The sequence below is a fragment of the Methylobacterium sp. yr668 genome (assembly GCF_900116245.1).
Classification (GTDB): domain Bacteria; phylum Pseudomonadota; class Alphaproteobacteria; order Rhizobiales; family Beijerinckiaceae; genus Methylobacterium.
The window spans coordinates 277,144-293,000 of the sequence record NZ_FOZY01000002.1 but is presented as its reverse complement, the minus strand read 5'-3'; the positions used below and the strand labels follow the sequence as shown (position 1 = coordinate 293,000).

The following is a 15,857-nucleotide window of genomic DNA, read 5'->3' as shown; positions in this document are numbered from 1 at the left end:
AGTCACAGCGCGAGAATTGGACCTTTCGCCTGGACCGCCGAACGGTCAAGCCCGGATCCGCAACATCGCCGCAGGACAGGCCCATGTACCAGCCGCCCCATTTCCGGGACGATTCACGCGCCGCGCAGCACGCGCTGATCCGCGCCAACCCCCTCGGCCTGCTGGTGACCGCCGGCGCGGGTGGCCTGACCGCCAACCCGATCCCGTTCCTCTTGGACGACGACGGTCCCCACGGGGTGCTGCGGGCGCATCTCGCCCGCGCCAACCCGCAGGGTCAGGATCTCGCCGCGGCGGAGGAGTGCCTGATCGTGTTCCAGGGGCCGCAGGGCTACGTCACGCCGAGCTGGTACGCGAGCAAGCGCGAGCACGGCCGGGTGGTCCCGACGTGGAACTACGCCACCGTCCATGCCTGGGGCCGGCCGCGGATGATCGAGGATGCCGACTGGCTCGGGCGCCAGATCGCCGACCTCACCGCCCTGCGCGAGGCGTCCCGGGCCGAGCCGTGGGCGGTCGCGGACGCGCCGGCGCCGTTCGTCGCCGCGCAGGTTCGGGGCATCATCGGCATCGAGATTCCGATCACGCGGGTCGAGGGGAAGTGGAAGATGAGCCAGAACAGGCCCGAGGCCGACCGGCACGGGGTCATCGCGGGGCTGCGCGCCGAGGGCGAGGCGGGTCTCGCCGGGCTGGTCGCCGAGCGGAGCGGGCTGTGAGCGCGCGCCTCAACGGCTTCGGCCAGCCCGTCGGCCCGGCGCTGCCGGACTGGAGCCCGCGCCCGCGGCCGCCGCGCACGCCCCTGGAGGGCCGCTTCTGCCGGCTCGTGCCGCTCGACGCCGCGGCGCACGCGGACGCACTCTACGCCACCTACAGGGCCGCCCCCGACACGCGCGGTTGGACCTATCTCGGCGACGAAATGCCGGAGAGCGCGGAGGCCTACCTGGCGCGCCTCGCGCGGCAGCAGACGAGCGAGGACCCGCTGTTCCACGCGATCCTGGATCACGCGAGCGGCGACGCCCTCGGGATCGCCTCGTATCTCCGGATCGATCCCGCCAACGGCGTGATCGAGATCGGCCACCTCCACTTCGGCCCCCGGCTGCAGCGGGCGCCCGCCGCCACGGAGGCCATGGCGCTGATGATGGCCCGGGCCTTCGACGAGCTCGGCTACCGGCGCTACGAGTGGAAATGCGACAGCCTCAATGCCCCGTCCCGGGCGGCGGCGCTGCGGCTCGGCTTCACCTTCGAGGGCATCTTCCGCAACGCCGTGGTGGTGAAGGGCCGCTCCCGCGACACGGCATGGTTCTCCATCACCGATACCGAGTGGCCGCGGGTGCGCGCCGGCTTCGCGGCGTGGCTGGACCCGTCGAACTTCGACGGGGCGGGCCGGCAGCGGCGCGGGCTCGCGGACCTGCGCGCCGCCGCGGGCTGAGCCGGCTCAGGGGCCGCCGGCCAGGAACGCCTCCGCGCTGCGCAGGCTGAGCGCCATGATGGTCAGGGCCGGGTTCGCCGCGAGCGAGCTCGGGAAGGTCGAGCCGTCGCAAATCCACAGGTTGTCGATGTCGAAGCTGCGGCCGTGCGGGTCGACGACGGCGCTCGTCCCGTCGCGGCCCATCCGGCAGGTCCCGAGCGTGTGGGCGACGCGCTCCAGCACCCAGACGTCGTCGGCCCCCGCCTCCTCCCAGAGATCGCGCATGACCTTGGTGGCGTGCGCGTTGAGGCGGTTCTCGTTGGTGCTGTAGCCGAAGCTGATATGGGCCTTGCGCATCCCGTGCGCGTCGGTCTCGTCGGCGAGGGTCAGCACGTTTGCGTCGCAGGGCAGCGTCTCGCCGTTGATGCCGATGCCGGCGAAGTGGTTGTAGCGGTCGAGGTAGTCGAGCAGCGGCTGCCCCCACAGGCCGCGCCCCCGCGCCGCCGAGTTGCCGAAGGTCAACGGCACCACGCCGAGGCTCTGGATCAGGTAGCCGCCGGCGAAGTCGGCGCCGGCGCGGATGAAGTCCTCGGTGATCAGCGAGGACGGATAGCCCCGGTTCATGCGCACCTCGTGGTCGAAGGTGCCCCAGACCTGGGTCGCCACGTGCCCCATGTAGTTGCGCCCGATCTGGCCGCTGGAATTGGCCAGGCCGAGATGGAGCAGCAGGCGCGGCGTCTCGACCGCTCCGGCGCAGAGGAAGACGGCGCCGCAGCGCTGCCGCCGCTCCGCGCCGTCCTGCCGGTAGACCACGCCGGTGATCCGGCCGTCGGCGCCCCGCTCCAGGCCGTGGACGAAGGCCTCGGCCCGGATCTCGGCGCCGCGGGCGACCGCGTAGGGTAGGTAGGTCACGTCCATGCTGGCCTTGGCGCCCGTGCGGCAGCCCTGGTGGCAGAAGCCGCAATTGATGCAGGCGTTGCGGCGGGGCCCGTCCTCGGACTGGAAGTCCCGCGAGACCACGGCGGCGGGCGCGTCCGCCCACCGGATGCCGCGGGCCTCGCAGGCCCGCGCCATGATCTGCGCCGGCCCGTTCCGCGGGACGGGGGGCAGGGGATAACGGCGGCCGGCATCCCACGGATAGCTCTGCGCGCCGGAGACGCCGAGGAAGCGCTCGACCCGCTCGTAGAACGGGAGCAGGTCCTCGTAGGACAGTGGCCAGTCGACCCCTTCGCCGCTCTCCGTGTGTAATCGGAGGTCGCGGGCGTCGGCCCGGGGCACGAAGGCGCCCCAGTGCAGCGTCGAGCCGCCGACGCCGGTCCCGCTGTTGTTCGCCCCGAAGGCCTCCGGGGTCGAGCCGCCGCTCAGCCGCTCCTCGGTCCAGTAGATCTCGTCGGCCAGCGTCTCGTCGAAGGCGAAGCGCTCCGGGGTGAAGTTCGGTCCGGCCTCCAAGGCCACGACCTTCAGCCCCGCCGCGGCGAGGCGCGCGATGAGCGGCGCGCCGCCGGCGCCCGTCCCCACCACGACCGCGTCGACGGCCTCGTCCGCGCGGTAGGTCCGCATCCCCGCGAGGTTCATCGTCCCGCCTCCGTCCGCAGCGCCCGCGGCTCCCAGGGTTCCGGCGCGTCGAGTCCGACGGCGTGGAAGCCCGGCAGGCCGTCCGCGATCTCGCCCGGCCGGTCGCCGCCGGCACCGATTCCCGAGAAGCCGATCCGCGCCAGGGCCGCCGGATGGCCGAGCCAGAGGCGGACCGCGTCGGCGCGGAGATCCTCGAACCAGAACCGCATCCGGTCGGCGTCGAGGCGGCCGCCGAGGCTCTCCGGAACCTGCAGCGCGGCGCGCGCGCACAGGGTGAGCAGCCCGTCCTGCTCGGCCGCGTCGAGGGTCACGAACGGGCGGTTGCGGGCGATGCGGGCGGCGGCGTCGAGCGTCCGAAGGGCGGCGCGGTAGGCCTCCGCGTCCGGCGGCAGGGCCGAGAAGCGCCAGCCGTCCCCGTCGCCGGAGGAAAGCCGCCGGTCGAGGCGGCCGGCCAGATCGAGGTGCGGCACCGGCACGACGCGGGCGAGGGCGGCCCGCAGGATCGCGAGTTCCACCGGGTCGAGGGCCGCCGGCCGATAGGCGGGATCGCCCGGCGCGGCGCGTTCCGCGAGCGCCTCACGGAGGCGGCTGTTCACGCGCTCGGAGGCGATCAGCGCCGCGTAGTCCGGCGGCACCGCCGGGCCGGCCTCGACGGGCGGCCGGGGCCGGTCACCGAGATGGGCGCGCAGGTGGTCGGCCAGGGCCGCGGGCCGCTCCAGCGGCAGGAGGTGGCCGACGCCGTCCACGGTGACGAGACGATGGTGCGCGAGGTGGGGCGCCGTGAGGGCCCGCTGCGCGTCAGGCCCGAGGTCGGCATCCTCGGACCCCGCGAGGACCAGCGCCGGGGTGCGCAGGACGCCGACCCGGCGGCACCAATCCTCGTTGGCGCCCTCCTCGAGCCAGGCTTTCCAGGCGGCCGGCTCGGCCCGCAGGACATCGGCCACCGCCCGCGCCTCGCTCTCGGGATCCAGGCCGTCGCCCACGTTGGCGCGCACGAAGGCCTCGGCCTCGCGGCGCCGGGTCTCGGGATCCGCGTCGATCCAAGCGAGCATGTCGGCGCGCCGGTCCTCCGGGATCGGCTCCGGGCTCGGCGGCGAACCGGAGACCAGGACGAGGTCGGTGAGCCCCGCCAGCCCCGCCTCGCCATCCTCGGCCCGGCGCGCGAGCGCCAGCGCAACCTTGGCCCCCATGCTGTGGCCGGCAATCGCGTAGCGCGCCGGAGCCCGCGCGCGGATGGCCTCGGCCACGTGATCGGCCATGGCGGCGACGGAGTAGCCCGGCGTGCCGGCGGCATCGCCGAAGCCCGGCAAGTCTACGGGCACGCAAGTCAACGGCGTCCCGTCGAGGGCGCGCGCGAGACGCTCCCAGCTTCGGGCACTTCCGCCCAGAAAGTGCAGGCAGAACAGGACTTCGGGCTCGGACATCGGCGAGACATCGCGCGGCGCCGGAATGCTTCAAGCGTACGCGACGCCGCATGGCCGAAGTCTTGTCTCGGACTCATTGGCCGAGTCGTGGCCGCGTGCGATCAGGAGCATCGGAGGAGGCGGCGATGGCGGATCTCGAACAGGCCTGGCGCGTGGAGGAGGCCTGCCTCAACGCCTGGCCGAGCCCGCGCGAGCTCCTGGTCCACGGCTACCTGCTGCGCGCCGCCGGCGGCCGCTCGAAGCGGCAGAATTCCGTGAACCCCATGCGCGGGAGCGGCGCGCCCGGACCGGCCATCGCGGCGGCGCGCGCGATCTACGGCCGCCTGGGGCAGCGCCCGATCTTCCGCGTGCCGGCCATCGCCCCGCAGATGGAGCCGCTCCTCGCCGGCGGCGATTACGATGTGGTCGACGAGACCTGCACGCTGATCCGCAGTCTCGACGACCTGCCGATTGCGCCCGATCCGGCCGTGGCGGTCGCCGCGGCGCCCGGGCCGGACTGGCTGGCCCTGCGCGACGCGGTGAACCGCGCGGATGAAGCGGCCGCGCGGGTGTTCCGCGACACCGTCGCCGCCCTGGCCCTGCCGCGGGCCTTCGCGGCGGCAGCGGCCGCGGGGGGCATCGGCGCCATCGCCTTCGGGGTGCTCGACCGGGAGCTGATGGTCATCGAGGCGGCGGCGACGCCCGAACCCCTGCGCGGCCGCGGCCATGCCCGGCGCGCGGTCGGCGCGCTGCTGCGTTGGGGCCGCGGGGAGGGCGCCCGGGCCGCCTGCCTGCAGGTCGTGGCCGCGAACACGCCGGCGCGGGCGCTCTACAGAGCACTCGGATTCGAGCGCGAACTGTACCGCTATCACTACCGGGTCGGACCGGAGCCCGGCTGAGACGCGGGGGGTCGCGGGCCGGCCCTTACATCCGGCCGCGGCGACCGTTTCAGGCGTCGAACAGCGAGCCCTGCCGCGTCGGGGCGGGGCTCGCGCCGGTCCGTTTGCCGGCCGTCGCCGGCGCGGCCGCGCCGCCGCGCCGGGCGGGCTTCGCGGACGGGGATGGAGCGGCCGACAGGGACGGATCGGCAGTCCCATCGGGCACGGCCGTCACGGTCCCGTCGGCGAATTGCAGGCTGAGGCGCTGGGCGGCCGCCGCCTCCGCGGCGCGGCGGACGGGCAGCCCCGCGGCGTCGCGTACCAGCACGTAGCCCCGGTCGAGCACCGCGCGGTAGCTGAGTGAGCCGAGCAGGCCCGCCAGACCGTCGAGCCGGTCGCGACGACGCTCGATCCCGCGCGCGCCCGCCTGGGCGAGGCGCTCCGACAAGGCGAGGAGCCGGTCGGTGCGGCGCGCCTGCAGCGCCCGGGCCCGTTCCAGGCTGGCCTCGCGTGCGACGACGAGGCGGCGCCCGAGCTGGACCAGGGCCTCGCCCTTGCGCTGGACGTCGTTGCGCAGGGCGTGGAGCGGCCGGTGGTCGATCCGCGCCAGCCGGGCGCGGGCGTTGGCGAGGGCCACGTCGGGCGAGCGGCGGGCCATCCGGTCGAGGAGCAGCTGGAGCCGCGCGCGGTGGCGGCTCGCGCCCGCCGCCAGCGCCGGGGCGAGGCGCGCCTCGGCGAGGTCGAGCCGCTGGCGCTTGGCCGCCAGCAGGGCGTCGGCGCTCGGAAGGGCGCGTCCGAGGGCGCGCAGGTCCGACCGGTCGCGGTCGATCCGGCGCCCGACCGCCCCCCGGCCGCGGGCCGACAGGTCCGCCACCGTGGCGATCAGGTCGGCGCGGACCGGCACCGCCATCTCGGCGGCGCCCGTCGGGGTCGGCGCGCGGCGGTCCGAGACGTAGTCGATCAGCGTGGTGTCGGTCTCGTGCCCCACCGCCGAGATCAGCGGGATCGCGCTCGCGAAGGCGGCGCGGACGACGCATTCCTCGTTGAAGGCCCAGAGATCCTCGATCGAGCCGCCGCCGCGGGCCACGATGAGCACGTCCGGGCGCGGGATCGGCCCCCCGGCCGGGAGGGCGTTGAAGCCGCGGATCGCGGCCGCGACCTCCTCGGCCGCGCCGTCGCCCTGGACCCGCACCGGCCAGACGAGGACCGGACGGGGAAAGCGGTCCTCCAGCCGGTGGAGGATGTCGCGGATCACCGCGCCGGTCGGCGAGGTGACGACGCCGACGACCCGCGGCAGGTAGGGGATCGGCCGCTTGTGGTCCGGCGCGAAGAGGCCCTCGGCCGCGAGCTGCTTCTTGCGCTCCTCCAGGAGCGCCATCCAGGCGCCGAGCCCCGCGGGCTCCAGGCTCTCGATGACGATCTGGTACGAGGACTTGCCCGCGAAGGTCGTGATGCGGCCGGTGGCGACGACTTCCAACCCCTCCTGCGGCCGCTGGCGCAGGCGTCCGAACACGCCCTTCCAGACCACCGCGTCGATCCGCGCCTGCCCGTCCTTCAGGGAGAAATAGGCGTGGCCCGAGCCGTGCTGGCCGCGATACCCCGAGATCTCCCCGCGCAGCCGGACGTGCCCGAAGGCGTCCTCGAGGGTGCGCTTCAGGGCGCCCGCGAGCTCGCCGACCGACCATTCCGGCTGGTTGGCGTTGAGCACGCTGGTCGGCGGGATGTCCGCCGCTTGCTGGGCTGCGGGGCGCGGGGGCGGCACGAGGGGCATGAGCCGACGCTAGGGGCCTCCGGCGGGACAGTCAAAGGCCCGCTGTGGAGACGGGATCGCTCGGCCGGCGCCGCGCCTGCGGCGCCTCTCCCTCGGCGAATGCCGCCCCCTACTCGACGGCGAGCTCGCGCGGCCGGTCGGAGATCGCCACCGGCGGGACCAGCAGCGACAGGAGCAGGGTCAGCCCCGCCACGGCGAACACCGTCCAGAACGTGCCGTGCAGGGCGTGCTCCAAGCCGGCCCGGATCGCCTCGCCGCCGGCCCCGAGACTTGCCGGATCGTCGAGCAGGCGCCGCAGCTGATCGGAGTTCACCGCCGGGCCGCTCGACGGGTTCGCGAGCCGGTAATTCAGCACCGCCCCGAGGACGGTCGCGCCGAGGGTCGAGCCGAGGTTGCGCGAGAAGATGTTGGAGGCCGTCGCCGCCCCGCGCTGCGCCCAGGCGACGCTGTCCTGGATGATCACGATGGCGGCCGTGGACAGGAAGCCCATGCCGAGCCCCATCACGACCGAGCCGCAGGCCGCCACCGCCGGGGAGGTATCGGGCCCGAGAGCCACGAAGGCGACCGCGCCGAGGGGCAGGAGCGTCGCGCCGACCAGCAGGATCGGGCGCAGGCCGAACCGCACGAAGCTGCGCGCCGCCGTCGTGGCGCCGATCGGCCAGCCGAGCACCATCAGGGTCAGGGTCAGTCCGGCGATCAGGGGCGACTGCCGCATGACGCCCTGCACGTACATCGGCAGGAACGCCGTGAGCCCGATCACCGTCATGCCGGAGAGCAGCGTCGCGGTGTTGGCGGTCGCGATGGGGCGCTGCAACCACAGGCGGATGTCGAGCATCGGGTCCGGCGCGCGCCGCTCCTGGACGACGAACAGAGTCGCGGCCACCACGAAGGCCACCGCCGGCCACAGGGCGGCTTCGGCCGACTCGCCCGCCTCGGTCAGCGCGATCATCAGCGCCGCGATGGCGGCGGTGAACAGGGCCGCACCGATCGCGTCGATCTGGCGCGGGCGGCGCTCGACGCCCTCGTGGAGGAAGCACAGGAACAGGCCGGCCGCGATCACGCCGATCGGCAGGTTGATCCAGAAGATCCAGGGCCAGCTCAGGTGGCCGATGATCAGGCCGCCGACCAGCGGGCCGGCCACCGACGAGATCCCCCAGACACTCGCGAGGTAGCCCTGGACCTTGCCGCGTTCCCGCACCGCGTAAAGGTCGCCGATGACGGTCAGGCTCACCGGCTGGATCGCCCCGGCGCCGACGCCCTGGATGAGGCGGAACAGGATCAGCGAGGGCATCGACCACGCGAGCCCGCACAGGAGGGAGCCCGCCAGGAACACCGCGATGCCGAACAGCAGGACTGGCCGGCGTCCGTAGAGGTCCGAGAGCTTGCCGAACACCACCGTGGTGGCCGTCTGCGTCAGCAGGAAGGACGCGAACACCCAGGCGTAGAGGTGAAGGTCGCCGAGATGACCGGCGATCTGCGGCATCGCCGTCGAGACGATCGTCGCCTCGATGGCGATCATGAACATCGACGCCATCACCGCGGCGAGGACCAGCGGGCGGCGCGTCTCGAGGGACTTGGGCATCGGGCCGATCTAGGCCCGCCGCGCCTGCACACCTAGCGTTGGCTCGGGCAACCGGCCTCTCCGCGGCGAGATCCGTGCGCGGGCGCACATCCGCTCGGTGTCGGCCCCGCGATGGGCGCATGGATGACCCGCCCTGATGCAGCACGTGCATACATAATGCGGAACGCCCCGGCGCGACCGACTCAGGCCTCCGCGTCGGCGTCGAGGTCCCTTCCGCGGGTCTCGGGCAGCAGGAACGCGGCGATCGTCCCGACGAGGCTGAACGCGGCGAGGTAGTAGGCCGGCGCGAGCCGGTCGCCGGTCGCGGCGATCAGCCAGTTCACCACGTAGTTCGTGCTGCCGCCGAACACCGAGACGGAGACCGCGTAGACGATCGACAACCCGGCGCTGCGCACCGCCCGCGGCAGGGCCTCGGGAATGCCGACGATCACGGCCGCCGCGTTGATGGACGACAGCGCCGAGAGCAGGAAGGTGACCGCGTAGACGCTGGCAGCGCTCGGCGCCCGCACCACCCAGGCGAAGGCCGGGACCGCCAGGATCAGGATCAGCGCCCGCGGCCAGATCATCACCGGTCGCCGCCCGTACCGGTCGGCCAGCCAGCCGCCGAGCAGCGGGAAGATCACCGAGGCGAGCCCGAGGGCGATCGGCACCGCCGTGGCGGCGGTCTCGCTCAGGCCGAGGGTCGCGCCTGCGAAGACCGGCATGTTGGTGCCGACCGCGTTCGACACGGTCGAGGCCGCGATGACCAGGAAGGTCAGGCCCAGCAGGCGGCCGTGCTCGCGCAGGAGCCGGCCGACCACCGCCATCGTCGAGGCCGCCGCGTGCGGATCCTCCTCGGCGCCGGCGGTCTCGGGCAGGTGGCTGCGGATGATGAGGCCGACCGGTACGACGCACAGGCCGAGGGCGAACATCAGCCGCCAGCCCCACTGCGCCATCGCTTGGTCGCCGACCGCGAGCGCCAGGGCGGTCGCGATGATCCCGGCGAACAGGGCGGCGCAGCCCTGGCTGGCGATCTGCCAGCTCGTCACGAAGCCGCGCCGGTCCGGGGGCGCGGCCTCCAGCAGGAAGGCGGTCGAGGGACCGACCTCGCCGCCGAGGGCGAGGCCCTGCACGAGGCGTCCGGCGATGACGATGACCTGCGCCCAGCCGCCGATCGTCGCGTAGGAGGGGCAGGCGGCCAGCATGAGCATGCCGACGGCCATCAGCGCGATGGTGATCAGCATCGCGGGCTTGCGGCCGGCCCGGTCCGCGAAGGCGCCGATCAGCACACCGCCGATGGGCCGCATGACGTAGCCGATGCCGAACAGGGCGAGCGATGCCAGCAGGCTGTGGGTCGGGTCGTTCGCCGGGAAGAAGGCCTCGCCGATCGGCTTGGCGAAGAAGGCGTAGACGGTGAAGTCGTAGAATTCGAGGGCGTTGCCCAGGACGACGGCCCCGACCGACTTGCGGTCGAGAGTCGAATGATGCGCGCCGGGATGCGGTGCGGTCCGGGCGTCCATCAGCGGGCCGACCCGTCGACCGGGTGCTTGGCGAGACCGCCGGTCACGGGCGTCTCGCCCTCCGCCAGGGCCGCGTCGTAACCGGCCAGCCAGAGCGCGCGCGCCTCCGTCCCCTCCGCGTAGGGGCAGGCTTCCCGGGCGAGCCCTTTGGCGGGCGCGGCCCGGCCGAGGGCGCGGGCATCGAGGTCGTTCGGTGGCGTATCCATACGGGCGCAGCTCCGTTCCGGTGGGCTGCGGCGCGATGTAGGGCGCGGAGCGCGCGCGTCGCCGATCTCAGTGACGCGTCGGGTCCGCGTCGGCGGGCAGCGCCACGGCCTCGCTGAACGGGAATTCCAGCACGACCTCGCCGTCGTCGTCCGTGACCACGAGGCACGCCGTCATCAGCCGGGCCTGATCCTGCGGCTGGCGCAGGGCGGCGCGGATCGTCTCCCGCGCCGCCTCCCAGGCCGCGTCCGGATCCCGAAGCTCGATCCCGGTCGGGTCGGAGATGACGTCCTCGCCGATCTGCGTGTGGAAGAAGTAGCGCGGCATGGTCTTCACCGATTGCAGGGGTGCCGCCCCGGGCGGAGCGACCCACGACAGGTGGTGATGGCCGCGCGTCGGACCAGATGCGGCGCGCCCCCCTGCCTCGGCCCTCAGCCGTGCGCGGCGCGCGCGGCCGGCGCGGTCGGGACCGGGCGCAGCGCCCGCACCTGGCCGGTGGAACCGCCCGCGCGGTGCTGCTTCTCCATCGCCATGAGCGGCCGCAGCTCGGGCTCGGCGAAATCGAGGAGCTTGGCGTTGCGCCAGCGCGGCTTGCCGGAGCCGCGGCCGAACCAGCGGGGGCGCTCCTCCTCGACCAGGAGCACCAGCCGCCCTGTCCAGGTCTTCCGGAACCAGAAACGCCCTGTCAGAGACATCGTCCCATCCTCGCCGTCGAGCCGCCCCCGGTCTGGCCGCCTCAATAGCGAACTTGGCTGTTCGCGTACTGATTGAGGACGCGGGCGAACAGGCGCACCACCGATATCCACAGCGTCACGCCGGGACTGCGGGGGACTCGGGGCACGGTCAGTGCGCGATATGCCGGACCGACAGCGCCAGCACGACGAGCCAGACGAGCCCCGAGAGACCGAACACGAAGCCGCGGAGGATCGCCGCTTCCAGCGCCGCGTGTGCGGAGCGCGGCTCCGAAGCCCGCTCCCTCCGCGAAGGCTCGGGACGCGCCCGGACCGGGCGCTGCTCCGGCACGGTGAGCAGGCGGGTCAGGCTGTCGGGGAGCGGTCTCGGATCGGGCTGCACGGCAGCCGCGAGCCTAGCGCGTCACGCGCCCGCACGACAGGCCGCTCGGAGCGTCGGCAGGCTCATGTCGGCAGGCTCATGTCGGCAGGCTCATGTCGGCAGGCTCATGTCGGGCACCGATTTGTCGCGCCCATACCCCATGCTACAGCTCGCCCCCCGGGCGGCCAGTCAGCCCGTCGGTCCGCGCGCATGTCCCTGCCACCTGTTCTGATCACCGGCGTGGCCGGCTTCATCGGGAACCAGCTCGCCCTGCGCCTCCTCGAGGACGGCCGGCAGGTCGTCGGGCTGGACAGCGTCAACGCCTATTACGACGTGCGCCTCAAGGAAGCCCGGCTGCAACGCCTCGCGGATTTCCCGGGCTACAGCTTCGCGCGCCTCGACCTCGCCGACCGCGACGGCCTCGACGCGCTGTTCCGCCGCCACGCGTTCCGCACGGTGATCCACCTCGCGGCCCAGGCCGGCGTGCGCTACTCGCTCACCGATCCGCACGCCTACGCGGCGAGCAACCTCGTCGGCTTCCTGAACATCCTCGAGGCCTGCCGCCACGGCGGCGTGGGACACCTCCTCTACGCGTCCTCCAGCTCCGTCTACGGCGGCGTCACCGCGATGCCGTTCTCGGTGCACCAGAACGTCGACCATCCGCTCAGCCTCTACGCCGCGACCAAGAAGGCGAACGAGCTGATGGCGCACAGCTACAGCCATCTCTACGGCCTGCCGACGACGGGCCTGCGCTTCTTCACCGTCTACGGCCCCTGGGGCCGGCCCGACATGGCGCTGTACCTGTTCACCCGCGCGATCCTGGCGGGCGAACCGATCCGCGTGTTCAACGAAGGGCGGATGCTCCGGGACTTCACCTACATCGACGACATCGTCGCGGGGATCCGGGCCCTGGCCGACCGGCCGGCCGCGCCCGACCCCGCGTGGAGCGGCGCGGCGCCGGATCCCGGGACCAGCTCCGCCCCCTACAGGATCTACAACATCGGCAACAACGAGCCGGTGGCGCTCCTGGATATGATCGCGCTCCTCGAGGACGCCCTGGGCCGCAAGGCGGAGAAGATCCTCCTGCCGATGCAGCCCGGGGACGTCCCGGCGACCTACGCCGACATCGACGACCTCGTGCGGGACGCCGGCTTCCGGCCCGCCACGCCCCTGAAGACCGGGATCGGGCGCTTCGTCGACTGGTATCGGACCTATCACGGGATCTGAGGGAACGGCGCCGCGCGCCGTCGCACGGAGCCAATCCGTTCACGCGGTGTTGAGTGGGGCGGCGGCCCGCAGCAGCCGCCAACCGGCCCCGGATGACGGCTATCCCAGACTGGGCCGTTGCGCGCGCCGGGCACATTCATTTAGAGCTGTTCCAGGCAGGCAAGCTCTGCCCGCATCGCTGCCCAAGCGGCGGCCAACAGGAGGAAATCCATGCGTTCACTCGTTTTCGGCGCCGTCCTTGCCGTCGTGATGCCTCTCGCCGCGCAGGCCCAGGACGCCGGCGACGCCGCGGCCGGCGAGAAGGCGTTCGCCCCCTGCAAGGCGTGCCACAACTTCCAGAAGAACGGCGTGGGTCCCGACCTGAAGGGCGTCGTCGGCCGCAAGGCGGGCACCTACGAGGGCTACAACTACTCCGCCGCCCTGAAGAACTCCGGCATCACCTGGGACGAGGCCAACCTGCACGAGTGGCTGAAGAACCCGAAGGCGAAGGTGCCCGGCACCAAGATGATCTTCCAGGGCTACCCCGACGACAAGAAGATCAACGACGTCATCGCCTACCTCAAGACGCAGTCCTGAGAGGCGAAGATCGGCACGAACCGGGAGCGGCCGCCCGGCCGCTCCCGGGGCTCCGGCCGCGTCCTAGTCGGGCGTGAGGCCGGCCTGCAGGCTCAGCCTGAGCGTGACGAGATCCTGAAGCAGGTCCTTGCGGCCCTGGATATCGAGACCGGTCATGCCCCCCGCCTCGTCGGGCAGGCAGGCGAGTTCCTCGCGCAGGGCCTCGCCGGCGGCGGTGAGGAAGATGCTGACCTGACGCTCGTCGACCCGGTCGCGGGCGCGGCGCACGCGCCCGGAGGCTTCCAGGCGCTTCAGGAGCGGCGTCAGCGTACCCGAATCCAGGAACAGGCGGTTCCCGATCTCCTTGACCGACAATCCGTCCTGCTCCCACAAGACCAGCAGGACGAGGTATTGCGGATAGGTCAGTTCGTGGCGACCCAGGAGGTTGCGGTAGGCGCGGCCGAAGGCGTGCGCGGCGGCGTAGACCGCGAAGCACAGCTGGTTGTCGAGGCGCTGCCGCTCCCGCTGCGAAAGCTGGTCGGCACGCGTGTGCCCCGCTCGATCCGGCTCGATGCCGATCTGCGAGGCCGTGGGGCCTGACATAGGAAAACTCTCTCTGGTAAAGGCTGGCTCGCGTACCGGTATGGCGAGGGGCTACTTCTAGGCAGTTCGCTAAACGTATACAATTGGGGCGACCGACCGAGAGTTGCCACACCATCCGCCCGGCAGCGCTCAGCCATCCATCAGCGGATGCAGATCGCGGACCATCGCCTTCAGGCGCTCGTCGAGGACGTGCGTGTAGATCTGCGTCGTCGAGATGTCGGCGTGGCCGAGCAGCTCCTGGACGATGCGCAGGTCGGCGCCGTTCTGCAGGAGGTGACTCGCGAAGGCGTGGCGGAGCACGTGGGGGCTCACCCGATCCGGGTGGAGCCCCGCCGCCGGGGCCAGCACCTTGAGATCGCGGGCGAAGGCCTGACGGGTGAGATAGCCGCTGTCGCTGTCGGCGGGAAACAGCCACGGGTTGTCCTCCGGCACGGCCGGAAGATGCGCCGCCATCGCGGTGCGGGCCGCATCGGTCAGGGGCACGAGGCGCTCGCGGCCGCCCTTGCCCTTGACGATGAGGTAGCGCTCGCGCGTCGCGCCCGCCGCGCGGGGCAGGGCGACCAGTTCCGAGACGCGCAGGCCCGTGGCGTAGAGCAGCTCGAGCAGGCACGCCATCCGGCGTGCCCGCCGGGCTGGGCCGGGGGCCTGATCGGCGCTGGCGGCCGCCTGCGCCGTGGCGAGCAGCCGGTCGACCTCCGCGATGGACAGGACCTTGGGGAGCGCGCGCCCGCGGCGCGGACCGGACACCGCGACGCTCGGATCGCTCTCGGCGCCGCCTTCGGCGTAGAGGAACTTGTGGAAACCGCGCACGCAGGACAGGCGCCGCGCCGCCGAGGACGCCTTCAGGCCCCGGGTCTCGAGGTCGATCAGGAAGGCCCGCAGCGTGCCGGCCTCCACGTCGCCGAGCGCCGTGCCCGAGCGCGCGAGATAGTCGAGGTAATCGTCCAGGTCCCGGCGGTAGGCGCTCAGGGTGTTCAGCCCGGCACCGCGCTCGGCGGCCAGCATGTCGAGGTACTCGGCGACCTCGGGGCGGGGCGCCCGGGCGGCGTCGCCGCTGCCCTCCGGCCCGCTCAACGGTTGCCCGGCTGCAGCTTCGAGGCGGGGATGGTCACGCTCATCTCCCGCGGCGTCGGCTGGACGAAATGCGCGAGCGCGAACATGGCCGCGTAGACCAGACCCGCCAGGATCGCGAGGGTGGCAAAGAAACGGAACAGGGTCGGCACGTCGGTCGAACCTCGGGCAGACGGGCGCTGGCGGCGGGGAGGGGGCGGGCGAAGGCCTTCTCCGAGCCGCCGCCGATGCCCGGGTTCGACCACGTGAACGAGGCGCTGACAAGGCCCACGACGACACAGGGATGCGTTTCGCAGGCCGCTTGAATCGCGCTAAGAGCCTGCCGCAGGATGTGAGGCTGCCCGGGCGACAGGCGCGCGGGGGCCGGTGGAGAGGCGGGGACGCCGCACGGATGCGATGCAGGAGTCGATGCAGGAGGCCATGAGCGGGGAGGAGGCGGGGGAACCGATCGAGGCGCGTCTGCGCCGCGCGCTCGGCCTGCGCTCGATCGTGCTCGTGGGCCTCATGGGAGCGGGCAAGAGCACCGTCGGCCGACGTCTGGCGAGCCGCCTCGGGCTGATCTTCAAGGATGCCGACATCGAGATCGAGGCCGCGGCCGGCCTGACGATCCCCGACATCTTCGCGATCTACGGCGAGCCGAGCTTCCGCGACGGCGAGGAGCGGGTGATCTCGCGCCTGCTGCGGGCCGGCCCGCTGGTCCTGGCGACGGGCGGCGGCGCCTACCTGCGCGAGGCGACCCGCGCGCGCATCGCTGAATCGGCGGTCTCCGTCTGGCTGAAGGCCGATCTGGACGTGCTGATGCGGCGGGTCCGCAAGCGCGGCAACCGCCCGCTGCTGCAGACCGAGGATCCCGAGGCGACGATGCGCGACCTGATGGCCGTGCGCCACCCGGTCTACGCCGCCGCCGACGTGATGGTCATCTCGCGGGAGGTCTCGCACGACCGGGTCGTCCAGGACGTGCTGGAGGCGCTGGATGCCCATCTCAGCGGCGAAGGATCCATCCCCGTGGCCGCCCAGTGAGACCCGAGCGAACC

At 73.0% G+C, this 15,857-nt stretch carries 18 protein-coding genes; 6 read left to right on the top strand and 12 right to left on the bottom strand.

Going from position 1 to position 15,857, the window contains the following annotated elements; all coding sequences use genetic code 11:
* The first annotated feature begins 83 nt into the window (after positions 1 to 83).
* Positions 84 to 710, top strand: a complete 627-nt coding sequence (locus BM419_RS03960) for an FMN-binding negative transcriptional regulator (RefSeq protein WP_020093444.1) — start codon at positions 84 to 86, stop codon at positions 708 to 710.
* Positions 707 to 1,423 (top strand): GNAT family N-acetyltransferase, encoded by a 717-nt coding sequence (locus tag BM419_RS03955; RefSeq protein WP_020093443.1) that lies wholly within the window; start codon positions 707 to 709, stop codon positions 1,421 to 1,423. The genes BM419_RS03960 and BM419_RS03955 overlap by 4 nt, the downstream gene beginning before the upstream one ends.
* A 6-nt stretch (positions 1,424 to 1,429) precedes the next feature.
* Here BM419_RS03955 and BM419_RS03950 read toward each other — a convergent pair whose 3' ends face one another.
* Positions 1,430 to 2,977 (bottom strand): GMC family oxidoreductase, encoded by a 1,548-nt coding sequence (locus BM419_RS03950; protein WP_042670578.1) that lies wholly within the window; start codon positions 2,975 to 2,977, stop codon positions 1,430 to 1,432.
* Complete coding sequence (locus BM419_RS03945) at positions 2,974 to 4,401, bottom strand: alpha/beta hydrolase (RefSeq protein ID WP_026604972.1); 1,428 nt, start codon at positions 4,399 to 4,401, stop codon at positions 2,974 to 2,976. The genes BM419_RS03950 and BM419_RS03945 overlap by 4 nt, the downstream gene beginning before the upstream one ends.
* Before the next feature lie 125 nt (positions 4,402 to 4,526).
* Between BM419_RS03945 and BM419_RS03940 the strand changes: the two genes are divergently transcribed.
* The gene (locus tag BM419_RS03940) at positions 4,527 to 5,279 is read left to right on the top strand and encodes a GNAT family N-acetyltransferase (protein WP_091924984.1); all 753 of its coding nucleotides are present in this window, start codon (positions 4,527 to 4,529) and stop codon (positions 5,277 to 5,279) included.
* A 49-nt stretch (positions 5,280 to 5,328) separates the two neighbouring features.
* Here BM419_RS03940 and xseA read toward each other — a convergent pair whose 3' ends face one another.
* The 7 genes from xseA to BM419_RS03905 form a co-directional block, all read right to left on the bottom strand.
* Entirely contained in the window at positions 5,329 to 7,029 is a 1,701-nt protein-coding gene (gene xseA / locus BM419_RS03935; protein ID WP_020093439.1) for an exodeoxyribonuclease VII large subunit, read from the bottom strand.
* A 109-nt stretch (positions 7,030 to 7,138) separates the two neighbouring features.
* On the bottom strand, positions 7,139 to 8,611 hold the full coding sequence (locus BM419_RS03930) for an MDR family MFS transporter (protein WP_020093438.1): 1,473 nt from the start codon (positions 8,609 to 8,611) through the stop codon (positions 7,139 to 7,141).
* A 182-nt stretch (positions 8,612 to 8,793) separates the two neighbouring features.
* On the bottom strand, positions 8,794 to 10,110 hold the full coding sequence (locus tag BM419_RS03925; RefSeq protein WP_020093437.1) for an MFS transporter: 1,317 nt from the start codon (positions 10,108 to 10,110) through the stop codon (positions 8,794 to 8,796).
* Positions 10,110 to 10,316 (bottom strand): ribosome modulation factor, encoded by a 207-nt coding sequence (locus BM419_RS03920; protein WP_020093436.1) that lies wholly within the window; start codon positions 10,314 to 10,316, stop codon positions 10,110 to 10,112. Before BM419_RS03920 ends, BM419_RS03925 begins: the two co-directional genes overlap by 1 nt.
* Before the next feature lie 67 nt (positions 10,317 to 10,383).
* Positions 10,384 to 10,641: a DUF6894 family protein gene (locus BM419_RS03915; protein ID WP_020093435.1), complete on the bottom strand. Its 258-nt coding sequence runs from the start codon at positions 10,639 to 10,641 to the stop codon at positions 10,384 to 10,386.
* Positions 10,642 to 10,745: 104 nt separating this feature from the next.
* A complete protein-coding gene (locus tag BM419_RS03910; protein WP_020093434.1) occupies positions 10,746 to 11,009 on the bottom strand; it encodes a hypothetical protein in 264 nt (87 codons plus the stop codon).
* 148 nt (positions 11,010 to 11,157) lie between these two features.
* Positions 11,158 to 11,388, bottom strand: a complete 231-nt coding sequence (locus BM419_RS03905) for a hypothetical protein (protein ID WP_020093433.1) — start codon at positions 11,386 to 11,388, stop codon at positions 11,158 to 11,160.
* A 189-nt stretch (positions 11,389 to 11,577) separates the two neighbouring features.
* Here BM419_RS03905 and BM419_RS03900 point away from each other — a divergent pair, with 189 nt between their 5' ends.
* The gene (locus tag BM419_RS03900; RefSeq protein ID WP_026604971.1) at positions 11,578 to 12,594 is read left to right on the top strand and encodes an NAD-dependent epimerase; all 1,017 of its coding nucleotides are present in this window, start codon (positions 11,578 to 11,580) and stop codon (positions 12,592 to 12,594) included.
* 210 nt (positions 12,595 to 12,804) lie between these two features.
* A complete protein-coding gene (locus BM419_RS03895) occupies positions 12,805 to 13,170 on the top strand; it encodes a c-type cytochrome (protein WP_020093431.1) in 366 nt (121 codons plus the stop codon).
* Positions 13,171 to 13,233: 63 nt separating this feature from the next.
* Here the strand turns inward: BM419_RS03895 and BM419_RS03890 are convergent, their stop codons facing one another.
* The 3 genes from BM419_RS03890 to BM419_RS03880 form a co-directional block, all read right to left on the bottom strand.
* Positions 13,234 to 13,752, bottom strand: coding sequence for a MarR family winged helix-turn-helix transcriptional regulator (locus BM419_RS03890; RefSeq protein WP_020093430.1), 519 nt, complete (start codon positions 13,750 to 13,752; stop codon positions 13,234 to 13,236).
* Positions 13,753 to 13,881: 129 nt separating this feature from the next.
* Positions 13,882 to 14,826, bottom strand: a complete 945-nt coding sequence (locus BM419_RS03885) for a site-specific tyrosine recombinase XerD (protein WP_020093429.1) — start codon at positions 14,824 to 14,826, stop codon at positions 13,882 to 13,884.
* The gene (locus tag BM419_RS03880) at positions 14,823 to 14,975 is read right to left on the bottom strand and encodes a hypothetical protein (protein ID WP_012317685.1); all 153 of its coding nucleotides are present in this window, start codon (positions 14,973 to 14,975) and stop codon (positions 14,823 to 14,825) included. The genes BM419_RS03885 and BM419_RS03880 overlap by 4 nt, the downstream gene beginning before the upstream one ends.
* Positions 14,976 to 15,219: 244 nt before the next feature.
* On the opposite strand from BM419_RS03880, the gene BM419_RS03875 reads away from it, so the two are divergent.
* Positions 15,220 to 15,843: a shikimate kinase gene (locus tag BM419_RS03875; protein ID WP_020093428.1), complete on the top strand. Its 624-nt coding sequence runs from the start codon at positions 15,220 to 15,222 to the stop codon at positions 15,841 to 15,843.
* Positions 15,844 to 15,857: the final 14 nt, after the last annotated feature.